16 protein-coding genes, 1 pseudogene and 1 riboswitch are annotated in these 16,244 nt (G+C 45.9%); of the genes and pseudogenes, 14 read left to right on the top strand and 3 right to left on the bottom strand.

What is annotated here, in order from left to right; all coding sequences use genetic code 11:
* Positions 1-254: 254 nt before the first annotated feature.
* The 9 genes from AA84_RS0108915 to AA84_RS17510 all read left to right on the top strand — a co-directional run bounded on the left by AA84_RS0108915 (position 255) and on the right by AA84_RS17510 (position 8,947).
* Complete coding sequence (locus AA84_RS0108915) at positions 255-1,616, top strand: amino acid permease (RefSeq protein WP_028976912.1); 1,362 nt, start codon at positions 255-257, stop codon at positions 1,614-1,616.
* A gap of 743 nt (positions 1,617-2,359) precedes the next feature.
* Positions 2,360-3,169: a pyrroline-5-carboxylate reductase family protein gene (locus AA84_RS0108920; RefSeq protein WP_028976913.1), complete on the top strand. Its 810-nt coding sequence runs from the start codon at positions 2,360-2,362 to the stop codon at positions 3,167-3,169.
* Between the two features lie 3 nt (positions 3,170-3,172).
* Positions 3,173-3,943 carry a VOC family protein gene (locus AA84_RS0108925; RefSeq protein WP_028976914.1) on the top strand — a complete coding sequence of 257 codons (771 nt, stop codon included), beginning with the start codon at positions 3,173-3,175 and terminating at the stop codon, positions 3,941-3,943.
* Positions 3,944-3,956: 13 nt separating this feature from the next.
* Complete coding sequence (locus AA84_RS0108930; protein WP_028976915.1) at positions 3,957-4,838, top strand: transporter substrate-binding domain-containing protein; 882 nt, start codon at positions 3,957-3,959, stop codon at positions 4,836-4,838.
* Between the two features lie 22 nt (positions 4,839-4,860).
* Entirely contained in the window at positions 4,861-5,559 is a 699-nt protein-coding gene (locus AA84_RS0108935) for an amino acid ABC transporter permease (protein WP_010023645.1), read from the top strand.
* Between the two features lie 14 nt (positions 5,560-5,573).
* Entirely contained in the window at positions 5,574-6,332 is a 759-nt protein-coding gene (locus AA84_RS0108940; RefSeq protein ID WP_028976916.1) for an amino acid ABC transporter permease, read from the top strand.
* Positions 6,333-6,353: 21 nt separating this feature from the next.
* Positions 6,354-7,094: an amino acid ABC transporter ATP-binding protein gene (locus AA84_RS0108945; protein WP_028976917.1), complete on the top strand. Its 741-nt coding sequence runs from the start codon at positions 6,354-6,356 to the stop codon at positions 7,092-7,094.
* A gap of 65 nt (positions 7,095-7,159) precedes the next feature.
* A complete protein-coding gene (locus tag AA84_RS0108950; protein ID WP_028976918.1) occupies positions 7,160-7,903 on the top strand; it encodes an SDR family NAD(P)-dependent oxidoreductase in 744 nt (247 codons plus the stop codon).
* 24 nt (positions 7,904-7,927) lie between these two features.
* Positions 7,928-8,947, top strand: a complete 1,020-nt coding sequence (locus AA84_RS17510; protein WP_051577900.1) for a uroporphyrinogen decarboxylase family protein — start codon at positions 7,928-7,930, stop codon at positions 8,945-8,947.
* A 76-nt stretch (positions 8,948-9,023) separates the two neighbouring features.
* Here AA84_RS17510 and hcp read toward each other — a convergent pair whose 3' ends face one another.
* Positions 9,024-10,661, bottom strand: a complete 1,638-nt coding sequence (gene hcp, locus AA84_RS0108960; RefSeq protein WP_028976919.1) for a hydroxylamine reductase — start codon at positions 10,659-10,661, stop codon at positions 9,024-9,026.
* A gap of 385 nt (positions 10,662-11,046) precedes the next feature.
* On the opposite strand from hcp, the gene AA84_RS0108965 reads away from it, so the two are divergent.
* Both AA84_RS0108965 and AA84_RS19635 read left to right on the top strand, forming a co-directional pair.
* Positions 11,047-11,469 (top strand): VOC family protein, encoded by a 423-nt coding sequence (locus tag AA84_RS0108965; RefSeq protein WP_028976920.1) that lies wholly within the window; start codon positions 11,047-11,049, stop codon positions 11,467-11,469.
* A gap of 125 nt (positions 11,470-11,594) precedes the next feature.
* Positions 11,595-11,925: pseudogene (locus AA84_RS19635) on the top strand (DUF6176 family protein).
* 4 nt (positions 11,926-11,929) lie between these two features.
* Here AA84_RS19635 and AA84_RS0108975 read toward each other — a convergent pair.
* Positions 11,930-12,217 carry a DUF5316 domain-containing protein gene (locus AA84_RS0108975; RefSeq protein WP_028976921.1) on the bottom strand — a complete coding sequence of 96 codons (288 nt, stop codon included), beginning with the start codon at positions 12,215-12,217 and terminating at the stop codon, positions 11,930-11,932.
* Positions 12,218-12,247: 30 nt separating this feature from the next.
* Positions 12,248-12,376 (bottom strand): hypothetical protein, encoded by a 129-nt coding sequence (locus AA84_RS19510; RefSeq protein ID WP_263282748.1) that lies wholly within the window; start codon positions 12,374-12,376, stop codon positions 12,248-12,250.
* 561 nt (positions 12,377-12,937) lie between these two features.
* On the opposite strand from AA84_RS19510, the gene AA84_RS0108985 reads away from it, so the two are divergent.
* The 3 genes from AA84_RS0108985 (at position 12,938) to AA84_RS17520 (ending at position 16,143) form a co-directional block, all read left to right on the top strand.
* Complete coding sequence (locus AA84_RS0108985; RefSeq protein WP_010023627.1) at positions 12,938-13,684, top strand: VIT1/CCC1 transporter family protein; 747 nt, start codon at positions 12,938-12,940, stop codon at positions 13,682-13,684.
* A gap of 21 nt (positions 13,685-13,705) precedes the next feature.
* On the top strand, positions 13,706-14,395 hold the full coding sequence (locus AA84_RS0108990) for a VIT1/CCC1 transporter family protein (RefSeq protein WP_010023626.1): 690 nt from the start codon (positions 13,706-13,708) through the stop codon (positions 14,393-14,395).
* 184 nt (positions 14,396-14,579) lie between these two features.
* Positions 14,580-14,683, top strand: a riboswitch (SAM riboswitch).
* Between the two features lie 293 nt (positions 14,684-14,976).
* On the top strand, positions 14,977-16,143 hold the full coding sequence (locus tag AA84_RS17520) for an amidohydrolase (RefSeq protein WP_051577903.1): 1,167 nt from the start codon (positions 14,977-14,979) through the stop codon (positions 16,141-16,143).
* Positions 16,144-16,244 lie beyond the last annotated feature (101 nt).

Genomic DNA, 16,244 nt, shown 5'->3' on the forward strand with positions numbered 1-16,244 from the left:
CGATTTGTTCAGAACGTTATCCCATCATTTCACATTGACAGCGAATGGGGCGGCCTGTATAGTAAAGCATTATGTGAATGTGCATAGAAAACATGAGAAGAGCAGCCATAAAGAGAAGTACAATTTCTAGAGAAATTCATCAATGTGTGACGCTCGTATGGCTTTGAAAGAGAATTGAATAAGACCTGTCGTCTCGCGCGCGAGATGATGGGCCTTTTTCTATGTACTCAAGAAAATCAGGAGGGTACCCATAGATGAGCAGTACGCAAGAACAATTAAAACGCACGATGACCGCACGCCATATTATGATGATGGCGCTGGGTGGAGCAATCGGTGCCGGTCTGTTTAAAGGGAGCGGTGCAGCGATTGATTTAGCCGGTCCGGCTGTCGTGCTCACTTATTTGGTCGGCGGAATCATTTTACTATTTGTTATGCAAGGGCTTGCTGAACTGGCAGTGAATAATAAACAGGCAAGAACGTTTCGTGATTTGGTTCAACCATTGCTCGGCGGCTATGCCGCCCACTTCCTTGACTGGATTTATTGGAAAATGTGGGTGCTGAATATCGCGGCAGAATCAGTGGTTGCCGCCCTGTTTATTCAATATTGGCTGCCGACTGTGCCGATTTGGGTAATTGCGTTAACGGTTTCGGCCATTGTGACACTGATCAATCTGTTTTCAGTTAAACTTTTTGCTGAAACGGAGTACTGGCTTGCGCTATTGAAAATTAGTGTCATTGTGCTGTTTATTATCTTAGGATTGGTTATTTTGTTCGTATCTTTTCATGGGCATCAAGCCGTGGGGTTTGCTAATCTGACTCGGTACGGCGGCTTTTTCCCAAATGGAATGCACGGTTTGGTTGCAGCGATGCTTGTCGTTATTTACTCGTACGGCGGTACGGAAATGATCGGGGTAACCTTGGCTGAGGCAAAGAACCCTGAAAAGGTGATCCCGGAGGCCGCCCGTGGAACACTGGTGCGTATTATTGCTTTTTATATCCTGCCCTTTTTCATTATTGTCAGCCTTATCCCTTGGAATCAGGTTAATGGTGTTCCGGAAAGCCCGTTCGTAACCGTATTTAAATTGATCGGCATCCCTTATGCCAACCATATAATGAATGCGATCATTTTATTGGCGATCATTTCTTCGATGAATTCCGGGCTTTATGCCTCGTCGCGTGTGCTCTATACACAGGCGCTGGATGGACGTGTGCCGAGGTTGTTTGCCAAGGTATCGAAAAGACGTGTGCCGGTGTATGCGATCTTAGCCTGTGCCTCCTCTTTGTATATTGGCGTGCTGACCTCGCTGTTCATCGGCAGCAAAACATTCAATTATTTAATGGGATCGCTTGGCTATACCGTCTTGTTCATCTGGATCATTATTGCCTTGGCCCATATAAAGTCGCGCAGCCCTTTGAACAAACAGAGCAATGGCACGCGTACATTTCCTTATGCAACTTGGTTTGCGTTACTGGCGCTGCTTGCCATCCTGATCGGTGTGCTCGCGACAACCGCTCTGATTATGACGGTCATTACTGCAATCATTTACGCGATCATTACTGTGACTTACTTCAGATCAAAGGCGCAGCTTACAGCCGAATCCATTGCCCCAGAATAAGAACAGCGGCGCATAGATGACTGACGCCTGAGTATTTTGCAAGATGAATAGAAGTGAAAAAGTGCGCGGCAACATGTGTTGTTACGCACTTTTTTTACTAAGCACAGTTTGGTTTTTCTCATTCAAATAGAGTCGCGCGCAAAAGCGAGAATCATGTCAGATTTCAGATCGTCGAAAAATATTTTTCGTCATCAATCCCCTTATTTCTCGGTATTCATTGCTACATTTATCGATTTTGTACCAACTGCAAAAGGAAAATGAATTGACAACTTTAAAGCATACTATTACTATTGGGTATATAGTTTTTATCGTTTATCTTGTTTCGTTGGGGGCGAACTTAAGGTGAAATTAGTGCAAATGATGTCGATGTGTTGCGATGAACTCATGTGTATGAATGTAAATGATTTTGTACGGCGTTTATCCATGTGCACCGAATCGACTGAATCTAATTTCACTTAACAGTCAGCCCTTTACGAGTGAATGAGTATTTCGATTACAAAGTATGGATCAATACGTCGTCTTTAAGCCCAATAAGCTTTAAGACGATTTTTTTGTACAAAATGGAAGAAGGAGATTGAAACTGATGATTTGAAATACTTATAATCTTCGAAAAATAATTGGCTGTTTTGATCGCATTTGCTTTACAATAGTTAAAATAGACGATTATTTTTTGGGGGATCCTATAAGATTGAGCGTACATGAGTTGACATTTTCAGAAAGGCTACAAATTGGGGGAAAAGAACATGACAAAATCTTTGTATGCGATAGGCGGCGGGCAAATGGTCGAGGCGATCATTCGTGCGTCATTAAAGAATCAGGCAATTTCAGCGGATACAACACAGGTTGTAGATATTAGCTCGAATCGAGTGCGTTACTTAGAGGAAATCTATCACGTGACTGCCGACACAGAATTCCGACCGGAAGCTTTAGAAACTGCGGATGTTGTGCTATTGGGCGTTCGCCCGCAGGATGATTGGGCGGGAATTGCCAAGCAGATTGGTGCGAGCGGACTGAAGAAGCCGTTGATCTCGATCATTGCCGGTGTCACGATCGAGCAATTGGAGGACGCGCTCGAAACGCCGGATTATCCACTTGTTCGTATTATTCCGAACACGCTCACGGATACAGGTTTCGGAGTTACTGGAGCCGCGCTGAACGCAGCAGCAAAGCAAGCGGACGTCGATGAATTTCTGAAGAGTTTCGGAAAAGTTGATTATATTCCCGAAGAACAAATTGATATCTATACCGGGTATGCGATTGCCGGACCAAATTATGTGTACAATTTCTATCTTGCACTGACCAATGCCGGTGTACTTGGCGGACTATCACGAAAACAAGCCAATCAAATTGCCCGTGAGAATCTTCAGGGCGCGGCGAAGATGCTGGAGATCACCGGCAAACATCCTTATGAATTGCTAGATATCAATAATTCGGCAGGTGGTGTAGGCATCACCGCGCAACATGAGCTGGATGCAAGCGACTTTGCGGCGGGTGTTCAGAATGCTGTACTCGCAGCGATCCGAAGAACAACCGAATTGGGGAAGGGAGAATAATAAATGGCTGTTTTAAACTGGGATCATACGATGATCAATGTTCAGGATGTCGATGAAGCAGTCCAATTTTTTGGCGAGCACGGCATTGTGTTCGCACGGGGCGGACGCCATGAAAAGTGGGGTACCGAAAATGCACTCGGGTATTTTGGTCTAAACTATATTGAACTGATTTCTGTTTATGATGAGGCGCGGGCAAAGGACTTTTCACGCTCAGATGCTTCGGCAGTCTATGACGCGGTTCAAGATTATGAACAGAAACTGCAGCGCATCAACACGATTGCGCTCCGAACATCGGATATTGAGGCGACACACGCACGCCTGAAGCAAGCCGGTGTTCCTGCCGGTGACATCGAAGTCGGCAAACGACTGAACGAGCAAGGGCACTTGATTACCTGGTCGATTTTCTTTATCGATGGTACGATTGACGGTTTGCCTTATCCATTTTTCATTCAATGGCAAGGCAGCGATGAAACGCGCGCGCAAAAACTTACGGAGCAAGGGCTGATTGTCCAACATGCTGCCGGAGATTTGCTGGCGAGACAGGCGGTATTCCATGTACCCGATCCGCAAAAGGCAGCCGACGTCTGGGGACGGCTGCTGGAGGGCAATCCGGAAAAAACAGAGCGCGGATATCGTATACAGTTGCAGGATCGGCAATTGATTTTTGATCAAGGCGCGGAAAATCACATCGTTCAGCTCAATTTTGACGGTGCCGGTGATCCATTAAAACAACAAACACTTGTGTTTGACCAAATAAAACTTTCATTTAACTAAAGGGGAGAGCAACATGAAAAAGTTGGACAAGATCATCATCGGTGTCATCGCAGCAGTTGTCATTGTCGCTGCAGGTATTTATTTTCTAGGCGGTCTCGGGTCGAATAAATCGGCAACTTCCGATAAAGCAAGTTCCGACAAGCCAAAAGTGATTAAAGTGGCCTACGCTACGACCAATTTCCCGATTACCTATCAAAACAGCAAGAAGCAAGGGGACGGATATGACGTTGCCATCATGCGTGAAATTGATAAACAACTGCCTCAATATAAATTCGACTATGTCGGTACAAGTGATGATGACGTTTTAATCGGTGTGAAGAGCGGCAAGTATCAAGTCGGTGTTAAGAATATTTTCTATACGGCAGATCGCGCGAAGACCTATCTCTTTCCAAAGAACTATTTCGGTGTGAGTGATTCCGGCTTTGTTGTTCGTACAAAAGATAAGGATAAATTCGGCGGCTTGGCGAAGCTGGCTAAGAATAAGGGTAAACTCGTTCCCATTGCGCCGCAAAATGGACAATATGGGGTCATCGCTGAATACAACAAGAATAATGATCCTAAGATTGACTTAGGGAGTGCAGACACATTCGTTGTTTCCGATGCCTTGAAATGGGTCAATGAAGGTCGTTACGACGCATTCTTCGCGATCCGTCCAATGTTTGAAGCCAATGTTGAAAAGAAAAACGGAGCCAATGCAGACTTGAAGGGCAAGTTGAGCTATGTGACGTTAGGCGGCATCAAGACCTACCCGCTGTTTAATAAGGATCAAAAGGAATTTGCGGCAGCCTACGATAAGGTGATCAAGAAAATTATTGATTCCGGCAAGGCATCCGAACTCTCAGAGAAATACTTTGGTCAGGATAACTTTAAATTACTCGATCAACCGTTCAAGTAATCGAAAAGTTGAGGTTATGTAAATGGAGAATATCAAATTAATCATTAATTTTTTAGGTCAGTTGCTGCCGGCCATTAACATTACCTTAATCGTCTCGGTATCATCCATCATTTTGGGCAGTCTGCTCGGCCTGCTGCTTGCTGCAGCGCGATTAAGCGAATCGGTTGTCCTGCGGGTGCTTGCTAGTGTATATGTGAGTGTGGTTCGGGCAACACCGGCGATCATCATGATTTTCGTGGTGTATTACGGCATGCCGATGTTGTTTAATGACTGGTTCCATACGAATATTGACGGTTGGAACCGTATGTACTTTGTCATTATTGCATTAACCGTTCTGTTTTCCGCTCCGGTATCGGAGATTATGCGTTCGGCGTATGAATCGATTGCAAAAGGACAGATGGAGGCCGGACTGATGGTCGGCATGACGCCGTTCCAAACCCTTTATCGAATCATTTTACCGCAAGCGTTTGTTGTGGCACTGCCTAACTTTGCCAATTCAGTCATCAATCTTCTAAAAGAAGGTGCCTTGACGTTTACCATCGGGGTTGTCGACATGGTCGCCAAAGCGCAAATGATCGTTGCCAATAACTCAGGCGGCTATGCTTGGCAGACGTATTGTGCTTTAGCCTTGATTTACTGGGTGATTTCGCTGGCGATTGACAAAGGCGTGTCTCAGGTTGAAAAATCTTATCAAGCAAAACGAAAAACGATTGCCGTTTAAAGGGGGGCGCTTCAATGTCATTAAATACAGACTTCATGGTAAAAGTAGCCCAAACGGCCATTCAAGGGGTTCCCGTTACCCTGCAGATTGTCTTGGTTGCATTAGTGATCGCATTCCCGATTGGCATTCTCTTTGCTTTAATCCGAATTTATCGGGTCAAAGGCTTGCAACGCTTGGTGCAATTCTATGTCTCTCTGGTTCGAGGGACGCCGATCATTGCTCAGATTCTGATTGTATACAGTGCATTTCCGAGCCTGTTAAATATGATCATTGGCAGGGCAGCATTCGCCATAAATCCGATTTATTACGCGTACATCGTCTTTACGTTGAACGCGATTGCGACCTTGACGGAAGTCTTCCGTTCCGCACTGCAGACGGTTGACAAAGGGCAGATGGAGGCGGGTCTGATGGTCGGCATGCAGCCGCGGCAAACGTTTTGGCGGATCATTCTGCCTCAGGCATTGATTTCAGCACTGCCCAATATCGCCAACACAACGTTATATCTGATTAAGAATTCATCGCTTGCTTTTATCATGTCGGTTAAAGACATTACTGCGATTGCCAAAACGGAGGCCGCGTTCAACTATAATTTTCTGGAGGCCTATCTGGTGGTTTGGGTGTACTATCTGATCATCTGTTATGCTGCAGAAGTGGTCTTCTACTTGCTTGAACGCTATTTCAGCAAGTATCGCAGACCTATAAAGAAGACGAGCGGTTTCAATTGGCTTCCTTTTGGTATTAAGCAGCCGAAACTAGAGCGAAAACAGAGCTAGCAGAAAGCGGGAGGATCAATCATGCTCACGATTGAAGGCTTAAAGAAAAGCTATGCAGGAAATGACATTCTCAAGGGGATCAGTATCGATGTGAATAAAGGTGATGTCATTTCAATCATTGGGCCCAGCGGCTCCGGAAAGACGACCCTTTTGCGGACGATGACCACGCTGGAAGAGGCCGATGGCGGACATCTTACGTTTGCCGGCGTTGATAAAGACTTTGAGAAGCTGACAGGAAAAGAAGTCAACACGATTCGACGCAATGTTGGCTTTGTCTTTCAAAACTATAACCTTTTTAACAATAAAACGGCCTTGCAGAACATTACGGAAGGCTTAATCGTTGCACGCAAAGTGAAGAAAAGCGAAGCGGAGAAAATTGCGTTGAAAGCATTGGAGCGTGTTGGCCTGACAGACCGCAAAAACCACTATCCGTCACAGCTTTCCGGCGGGCAGCAGCAGCGTGTCGGCATTGCTCGGGCGATTGCGCTGAATCCGGAAGTTATTTTCTTTGATGAGCCGACCTCAGCCTTGGACCCGGAACTTGTCGGGGAAGTGCTGAAAGTCATGCAGGACTTGGCAAGTTCAGGGACAACCATGGTGGTCGTCACACACCAGATGAGTTTTGCCCGTGATGTTTCCAATCGCGTGATTTTTATGGCGGATGGGCACATCGTCGAACAAGGGGCACCAAAAGCTATTTTTGAAAAACCTTCTGAGCAGCGAACGAAGAAATTCTTGACGGACATCTTAGCAAACGTGTGAAGAAGAACCATCTGTAGGTGAAGCAGAATTTTTCAAAACGTATGATTGAAGGAGACCGAGGCGGCATGGCACACGACGAGAAACATGTAATTGTTACAGGAGCAAGCAGCGGCATTGGACGCGCGACTGCGGTTGCCCTAGCTGAGCAGGGGTACAGCGTGCATTTGATTGGCCGAAATGCAGAACGTCTTGCAAACGTACAGACTGAGACACGCCGTGAAGGCGTGCGGAGCACAACGTATCAATTGGAATTGACGGATAAGACCGCGGTTCAACAGGTATTTGATGAAATCTACGCAACAACCGGACGTATTGACGGGTTAGTGAACGCGGCAGGCATTTTCTACACGACGAACGTTTTAGACTATGAGGACCCGTCATGGAAGGAAATCATGGATGTCAACTTCTATGGGACGCTGTATCCGAGTCTGGCACTGCTTCCGAAACTGATCGCTCAAGGATTCGGCAGCATTGTGAACGTGACGTCTGTCGATGCTTTTGACGGAATCTCGAATTACGATGCGTATGCCGCGTCAAAGGGTGCGGTAACCAGCTTGACAAAGACATTGGCGCTGGAGGGTGCAGCGAAAAATGTGCGTGTGAATGCGGTTGTTCCCGGAATTACCGATACGGAAATGACGCACGAACGGCTTCTGGAAAACATTGAGAAGTATCGCAAAAAAGTGCCGATGCAGCGTGCGGCTCAAGCGTCTGAAGTTGCAAAGCCGATTGCTTTTCTGATTTCTGATGATTCAAGTTACATCACCGGTCAGAGCCTCCATGTCAATGGCGGCTGGCGTCTCGCATAAGGCAAAATACAGGGAGTGACGGTTGTGGCAGAAAACAAACATCAGATTTTACTCGATACGCTGGATAATAAGCCGACAGACCAAGTGTTGGCCGGATTTTGGCATCACTATCTGTCGGATGAAAAAAAGCAAGTGCTTGGCTACCGTGATCAGGCGGTGATCGATGATATTGTTGCACGGCAACAACATTTCTATGATCGCTATCAGCCTGATTTTACAAAGATTATGAGTGACGGATTCTTCCTGCATCCCAGCGTGATTGACAACACGTTTGAAACGCCGGAAGACTTGAAGAAGATTCAGCGCATTGATGCGAATGATCCGTGGATCACGCGTCAAGTGGCGGCAATTAAAGCAATTGTTGACCATTACAAGGGTGAAATCGGCAGCTTTTACAATATTTTTTCGCCATGGTATCAGTTACGCCTGCGTTTTGAGATCCTTGAACAGGATCCTAAGAAGATATACCGCTTTTTAAGAGAAGCTCCTCAAGCGATTGCCGATGCCTTTGACATTCTTGCCGATGATCTAATTTTCTTAAGTACCAAGTTGATTCAACAGTCGGGAATTGACGGCATCTATCTATGCGTACAGCAGCCGCAGGACTCCGTCATTAGTACGAAAACATGGCAGCAGTTCGTGCAGCCCAGCGAGGTGAAACTGCTGGGCGCAGTTCAAGAGGTTCACGATTACAACATGATTCATATCTGCGGCTTTGAAGGCAAGCGGAATCGCCTTGGCGATTACAAGAACTATCCGGTTAAAGCATTCCACTGGGCCTCTTATGTCGAAGAAGTTTCCTTAAACGAAGGCAAGAAACTATTTGGTGACCGCGCGGTGATGGGCGGCTTTGAAAATACAGAGAACGGTGTCTTCTATAAGGGAAGCAAAGAAGAAATTCAGGCGGAGACAAAGCGTCTGCTCGAAGAAAATGGGCGCCAAGGCATTCTGATCAGCGGCGATTGCAGCATCCCGTTTGACACCGACGACGCGCATGCTGCGTGGGTTTCTGAAGCGGCGAACGGGTTGAATGTCGGCGATTGATTTGAAAACAAGTTCAAAGAAGAGTAAAATCGCGATCCCGAGTTCGGGGGTCGCGATTTGTGTTTGAGCGATTCAATTAGCCGAAGAACATGTTCAAATCCTCTTGAACGGTGCCTATGCCTGTGACACCGAATTGTTCGGTCAACAATGCGGCGACGGTAGGTGAGAGGAATGCCGGCAGGGTCGGTCCAAGATGAATGTCCTTAATGCCGAGATGCAACAAGGCTAAGAGTACAATAACCGCTTTTTGCTCATACCATGCAAGGTTAAAAATGATTGGCAGGTCATTGATATCGCTTAACTGGAAGATCTGCTTCAACTTAAGGGCAATCAACGCTAAAGAATAGGAGTCATTGCATTGCCCGGCATCAAGCACGCGCGGGATGCCATCGATCGCGCCTAGATTGAGTTTATTGTATTTGTACTTCGCACATCCAGCCGTTAAAATAACGGTATCTTTAGGGAGCGATTTGGCAAAGTCGGTATAGTAGTTTCTTGATTTAGCGCGCCCGTCGCATCCGGCCATGACAATGAACTTTTTAATGTGGCCCGATTTGACCGCAGTGACGATCTTATCTGCCAGTGCAAAGACCTGCTCATGCGCAAAGCCGCCGACAATTTTTCCAGTTTCAAGCTCAGTAGGCGGCGGACATTTTTTGGCGTGGGCAATGAGTTTGGAGAAATCTTTTTGTTCACCAATTTTGCCAGAGAGGTGCGTGCATCCTGGAAAACCTGCGGCACCGGTTGTGTATATACGATCTTTATAGCTGGCTTTTGGTGGAACGATACAATTTGTTGTCATAAGAATCGGACCATTAAAACGCTCAAACTCTTCTTTTTGCTTCCACCATGCATTTCCATAGTTTCCAACGAAATTCGGGTACTTCTTAAATGCGGGGTAATAATGCGCAGGGAGCATTTCCGAATGTGTGTAGACATCGACACCGGTTCCTTGCGTCTGCTGAAGCAGTAGCTCAAGATCACGCAGGTCATGGCCTGAAATTAGAATTCCCGGACGATCTCTGACGCCAAGATTGACTTCGGTTATTTCTGGATTTCCGTACGCATTTGTATTAGCCTGATCCAGCAAGGCCATGCCCTTCAAACCGTAGCGTCCGGTTTCGAGTGTCAGACTTGTGAGTTCTTTGGTGCCCAACGTATCGTCCAAGGTTGCTGCCAAGGCATGTTGAAGAAATTCATGAATTTCCTCGCTGTCTTTGAGCAGGACATTGGCGTGTTTCATATAGGCGGAGAGGCCTTTCAAACCATAAGTAATGAGTTCGCGTAAACTGCGAACATCTTCGTTTTCCGTAGAGAGGACGCCTAGATGTGCCTTTTTAAGAGCAAGACCTCTGTAATCGGAAGATGTCCAAAGTGCTGCATCCGGAAGATTCTTCTTATCGGTTAATGCATCAATCAGTCTGTTTTTTACTGTAAGCGTTGCTTTGACTAGGGAGCGGATGGCTTGTTCATCGAAGTTCGCGTTTGTAATCGTGGTGAAGAGATTTTCTGTGACCAAATGGTTGATGTCGGCGGAGATTTTCTTGCCTTCATCACGCAGACGCATGGTCACAGCGGAAAGCCCTTTCGTGACGTATACGAGCAAATCTTGCGCAGCAGCGACTTCAGGCTTTTTCCCACAGACGCCGACTAATGTACAGCCTCTACCCCTTGCTGTTTCCTGACATTGGTAGCAAAACATTCTCTTTTCCATGTTTCATTCCTCCAGATCAAGATTTTTTTGATTTACTTTGCGCAAACGATTGGCTAAGACGTGTTTGAACTTCAATTTCCTTCAATCATAGTCATGAGGTGAATCAAATGCCATGATCTGGATCAAGTGTTTCGAAGAATTGTTTTGCAGGTGAGACATTCTTGAAGCGGCGTATTAAAGGAACAGAACAACGCATGTTTTTAATCGAGCCTTGCCGGGTATAAATAAATAGGTATGTCCTTCATCCCGTGCTCCTGAATTTGAACGGGAAGACTTGGGAAAGATAAAAGCGTTTGACCCATGAGAAATATAGGGTAAGCTATATGAATGTACGTTCCTGTTTCCTGGTACATAGAAAATCTAAAAAAAGGCAGAGGTGTAGGCGATGAGTGGCGTTCATCCTTATTTGCGAATGAATGGCAATGGGCAAGAGGCCGTTAAGTTTTATGAAGAGGCATTGCGCGCAGAGGTTGTTGGCGTCCAGACATTTGGTGAAATGCCGTCCAACCCGGAATTTCCGCTCCCTGAAGAAGCGAAGCATCGGGTCATGCATGCGATGCTAAAAGTCGGTGCTACCGTTCTTATGCTGTCGGACACGTTCCCGGGTGATGCTTATCAGCTGGGAAACCAAGTTGATGTAGCACTTATTCTCGATGAAGTCAGCCAATCAAAGGCTGCATTCGAGAAACTTCAAGTAGGCGGCGATGTGCTCATGCCACTTCAAGAAACGCCTTGGAGTCCTTCCTACGGACAAGTAAAAGATAAGTTTGGCGTTACATGGCAGATTTCAACAGAAGTTAAGCGTTGAATTGCGTCGACTTGGCGCACGGAAAGCTTTACAGAGCGTCAAAGGCAGCTTTGACTAATTAGGCACCCCAGCAGTTTTAAATGCTGGGGTGTTTGTGCATGTGTGCTCGGATTGTACACAGGAGGTTGAAAACAGAATTGAGCAACTTGCGTGTGAAAAAAGGCAAAACAAAAAGGTACATGAACGGCTGGTATGTCTGAATTGGATGCCAGAAGTCCTGCTGACTTTGAAAATGACGTCGAAGCGATTTTTCGCGAAAAGGATGCCGATGATGAATTCCTGTATTGGTTCTCGATTCAAAGCGAAGGCGGAGCGATGGTCGAAGAATTGAATCACGAAATCGACTGCGTTCATCTAAACTATTGGTACGAATGTATCATTGAATCCGTTCATGTACCAACGCTGGCACCGCAGGTTGAGATGATCCCCAAGCGAATACGGCGGTTGACGAGCTAAAGGACTATGCAATCCATAGAAGAGCGATAAAAGCAACGAAATTGGGAAGGCCTAAAAGAAACAAGCGGCTCATCATACCGGTTCGTTCGTTCCTGCTTTTCTTGTCTTCAGTTGCGAAGTTCGCACGGTTGCGGTCGCCACTGACTAATGCGCCGGAAGCTAGAGCGGAAATAAGCAGACAAACAATACCGATGACGGCGGCAATGCTTGCGAAGAAATCACGAAAAGGCGATAGAGCGCCGATGACAAAGAGCAGTATGGCTATGGTTAATCCGGTTGCAAAGAATTTCAATTGGTTCACCTCAAGTGTTTTGTTGGGAGATTAGTGCGCGATAAAAATGGCATAGACAATGAACGCTACCGCTGCAATGACGATCAGGGACATACATCCTGGTTTTCCGATAAATACGCGATCGAAATTGTCTTTTCTGTTCTTGTTCGATTCGAACATGCTGCACTCCTTTGCATTAACAAATCATTACGATTTTCTTACTGATTTTTCTGTATTTACAATCTATTATACATGATTGCCGGAAAAAATGCTGCCTCGGTGGTGTCATGATAACGAATGCATCGTTGAGATTTCCGATTCCTCTGCATCATCTTTCGAGGTGGTCCCCCATTTTATTACGTGGAACAGCAGCAATTCATGTCCTCGCTTAATTCTCAATTATAAACGATAAGACAAAACGTGAATTCCTTTTGAATATAATAAAGTAATGATTATTAATTGATAAATAGTATATATAAAATCATCTGGATTGATTCTGAGTTCATTCTTAATTGTGATTTTTAACGAAATAATCCTATAATACGGCGATTAACAATGATAATCATTCTTTGTTATCAGCGTAATTAATTGTGATTATCATTATCAATTAAAAAATATAAATGATAATAAAGGCTTGAATTTCTAATAACAAGTGCTACAATTTTATGTATAGAATAAATGTTTCCTCGATGAAAATTAGAGCTTTTATTAATAGTGATCATTGGAAGGGAGCGCAGAGTCATGTCAATGATGGAGAATAACGTCGAAAAATTGAAACTGAGATTGAAAGAGAATGAGACGCTAAAAAAATTTTTTCGTAAAAGTACATTAGCTCAGAAAGTTAACGTCCTGCGCGCGAGCGTGATGGGGGCGAATGATGGAATTATTTCCGTTGCCGGCATTGTTTTAGGCGTTGCCGGAGCAACAAATAATAATTTTGCGATTTTTATAGCCGGAATCGGTGGCTTGCTTGCGGGAAATATCTCGATGGCAATGGGAGAGTATGTGTCGGTCCATTCGGAACGCGATGCTCAGGAACGAGCGACACGAAAAGAGAAGCAATTATTGGCAACAAATTATGACCAACAGTATCAATACATTTGCAAGCGGTTGGAGACGTCGGGGATTTCTCATGAGCTGTCTGAACATGCGGCTCAAGAAATGATGGCGCGTGATCCGCTCGGAACGGTCGTTCGTGAGAAATATGGGTTTGATCCAGCACAGTTCACAAGTCCGTTTGCGGCCGCACTGGCTTCGATGCTGTCGTTTACACTGGGAGCATTGCTTCCCCTTATGGCAATGACCTTGTTGCCCGCTCAATGGAAGACCATTGGAACGATGCTCGCTGTCGTATTCGCGCTCATGATTACAGGGTACAGCGCCGCTGCCTTGGCGCGCACCAATCGATCCCGCAGCGTCTTTCGCAATGTAGTGGCGGGCTTGCTGACGATGCTTGTCACTTACTTTATCGGAAGTCTATTTGCCTAAGGATTCAGGAGATGAGTTTCATTGATTCAGAGTAAGGTAACGAAACAGACCATGAGTGAAAAATTAAATACACTAAGAGCCGGCGTGCTCGGTTCGAATGATGGAATCTTGACCGTTGTCGGCGTGCTGTTCAGTGTGGGTGCGGCAACGACGAACCACTTCACAATCTTGATCGCCGGATTATCCGACTTGATTGCCTGCGCGTTCTCAATGGCAGCAGGAGAATATGCATCGGTTAGTACGCAAAAAGATACGGAACATGCGGTTGTGGAAAAAGAACGGTCACTGCTTGAAAGCAATCGTGCGCTTCAGCTGCAGCAGGTTGCGGACTATTATCAAACGAAAGGGGTAACAAGCAAAACAGCGTACGCGATTGCCCAAGAACTGATGGTACGCCGCCCATTACAAACCGTTGTCGACGTAAAGCACAACATTCAATTGGGTCATTATATGAATCCTTGGTTTGCCGCATGTGCCTCTTTGATCTCTGCGGCGATGGGCGGCTGCCTGCCCCTTCTCGCCCTTACCTTTCTTCCTGGAAACGCGCAATGGCCGGGAACAATCGGTGCAGTCATTCTGTCCGTAGCACTTACCGGGTTTCTTGGCGCGAAGCTTGGCCGAGGATTTGTTAAAAAAGCGATTATTCGTAATGTGATCATAGGGATTGTTACAATGCTGATCCATTATTACGTCGGTGTGCTGATTGTTTGAAAACAGCGTGCCCGTCATGATTTAAAGGCGGGTTAGGGTTGTGCTGCAAGGAGGCTGTAGTCCCGCTCTTTTCAACGAATTCGTGACAATGGATGCGCCTAATTAAATTATTCGGATAAAAATACTAAGAATTATCTTGACGCTTGCAATTATTTTAGATACACTCAATACACCAACTGAATCATTCTTATCAAGAGCGGGGGAGGGACTGGTCCAATGAACCCCGACAACCAGCATTTGCACGATGTATGGTGTCACATCCAGCAGATTCATTCTGAGAGATAAGAATAATAGCAGCGAACGTTGCGACGGCTATTTTTCTTCGACTCAAGAAAAATAGCCGTTTTTCTGTACACGATTCGTGTAAGGGCAGCGTTCGCGGGCAAAGTTCCATGGTATTCCAACATAATAACTTGTTCAAAAATAAGACCGTACTTGAAGATGTAACGGAAAGTCTTAGTGTCGTCTCGAGAAGAACGAGGAACTGGTCGAGGATTCGAAACCAAAAGAACGCTTTGAAAACAGCAAACGTGTGCGCACGCAAGCTTTTCTGCAAAAACTGACGTATGAGGAGGATTGACATGACTCAGATTAAGGAAACTTTGCAAACATTAGAACCGCTCTTTCACTGGTTTCATCGCCATCCGGAACTCGCGCTTAGCGAATTTGAAACAACGAAAAAAATCAAACAGGTGCTGACCGAGCACGCGATTGAGCTTTTGCCCAACCCGCTGGATACCGGTGTTTTCGCAAAGATCGGTGGCAAGCATGACGGACCATTGATTGCGCTTCGAGCGGATATTGATGCACTGCCGATTAACGAGGAGTCAGGGCTGACCTACTCTTCTGAGTATCCCAATCGGATGCATGCCTGTGGTCATGATTTTCACTTAACCAATTTACTTGCGACAGCCATCGAATTGAAAAAAATTGAAGATGAGCTGAACGGAACAGTCTTGCTTATTTTCCAACCGGCGGAAGAAGTCGATCATGGTGCAGACAAGGTTGTGCAGACCGGCATCTTAGAGGGTGTGGAAGCGATCTTTGGTCTTCACGTCAATACAGAACTACGGGCGGGCGTTGTGGGTATAAAAGAAGGCAATTTGAATGCCGCGGTTGATCGCTTCTTTGTTTCGTTTACAGGAAAAGGAGGGCATGCCGCTCATCCTGAAGATGCGAATGATGTGATTGTTGCGACAGGGCAGTTGATCGGTGCCGCTCAATCAATTGTCAGCCGCAATATCAGTCCTTTCGAACCAGGTGTGGTGTCGATTACACACATTGAAGCTGGAAAGACATGGAATGTCCTACCGAGTACCTCCTTGCTTGAAGGGACGGTTCGCTCATACGCGCCAAGCGTTCGCGGGCAAATCAAAGCCCGTTTGCAGGAGGTGACGCGTGGCATAGCCGCTACCAATGGCATTAGCGGTGCATTTAAATGGGTGGATGGTGCGCCGGCCGTGGTGAATGACCACCGCTTAACGAAACTGGTTGCGTCTGTAGCAAAGGAGCAGAACTTTGATGTTGTTCCTCTGAATCCAAGTATGGGCGGCGAAGATTTTTCATCCTATCAACAGGTGATTCCCGGCACCTTTTTCAATGTTGGTGTTTCTTCGGACTATCCGGTGCATAACAGCAAATTTAAGGCGGATCCGAAAGCCTTTGAAACATCCGTTCCTCTTTTCATTGCATTAGTCAAAGCCTATTTTGAAAGGGGCTTAAGCGATGGTGAAACGCTTCTATCCTGATTTTTTAACGATGTGTTCGGACCGATCATGCAGCCGGGGTCGAGCGCCAGTTTTGCCGGGACCAGCCGTGTTGGACGAGTGGCTCATTATGTGGTTAAGTC

Origin of the sequence: Sporolactobacillus terrae DSM 11697 (assembly GCF_000648615.1) — a bacterium.
Lineage (GTDB): Bacteria > Bacillota > Bacilli > Bacillales > Sporolactobacillaceae > Sporolactobacillus > Sporolactobacillus terrae.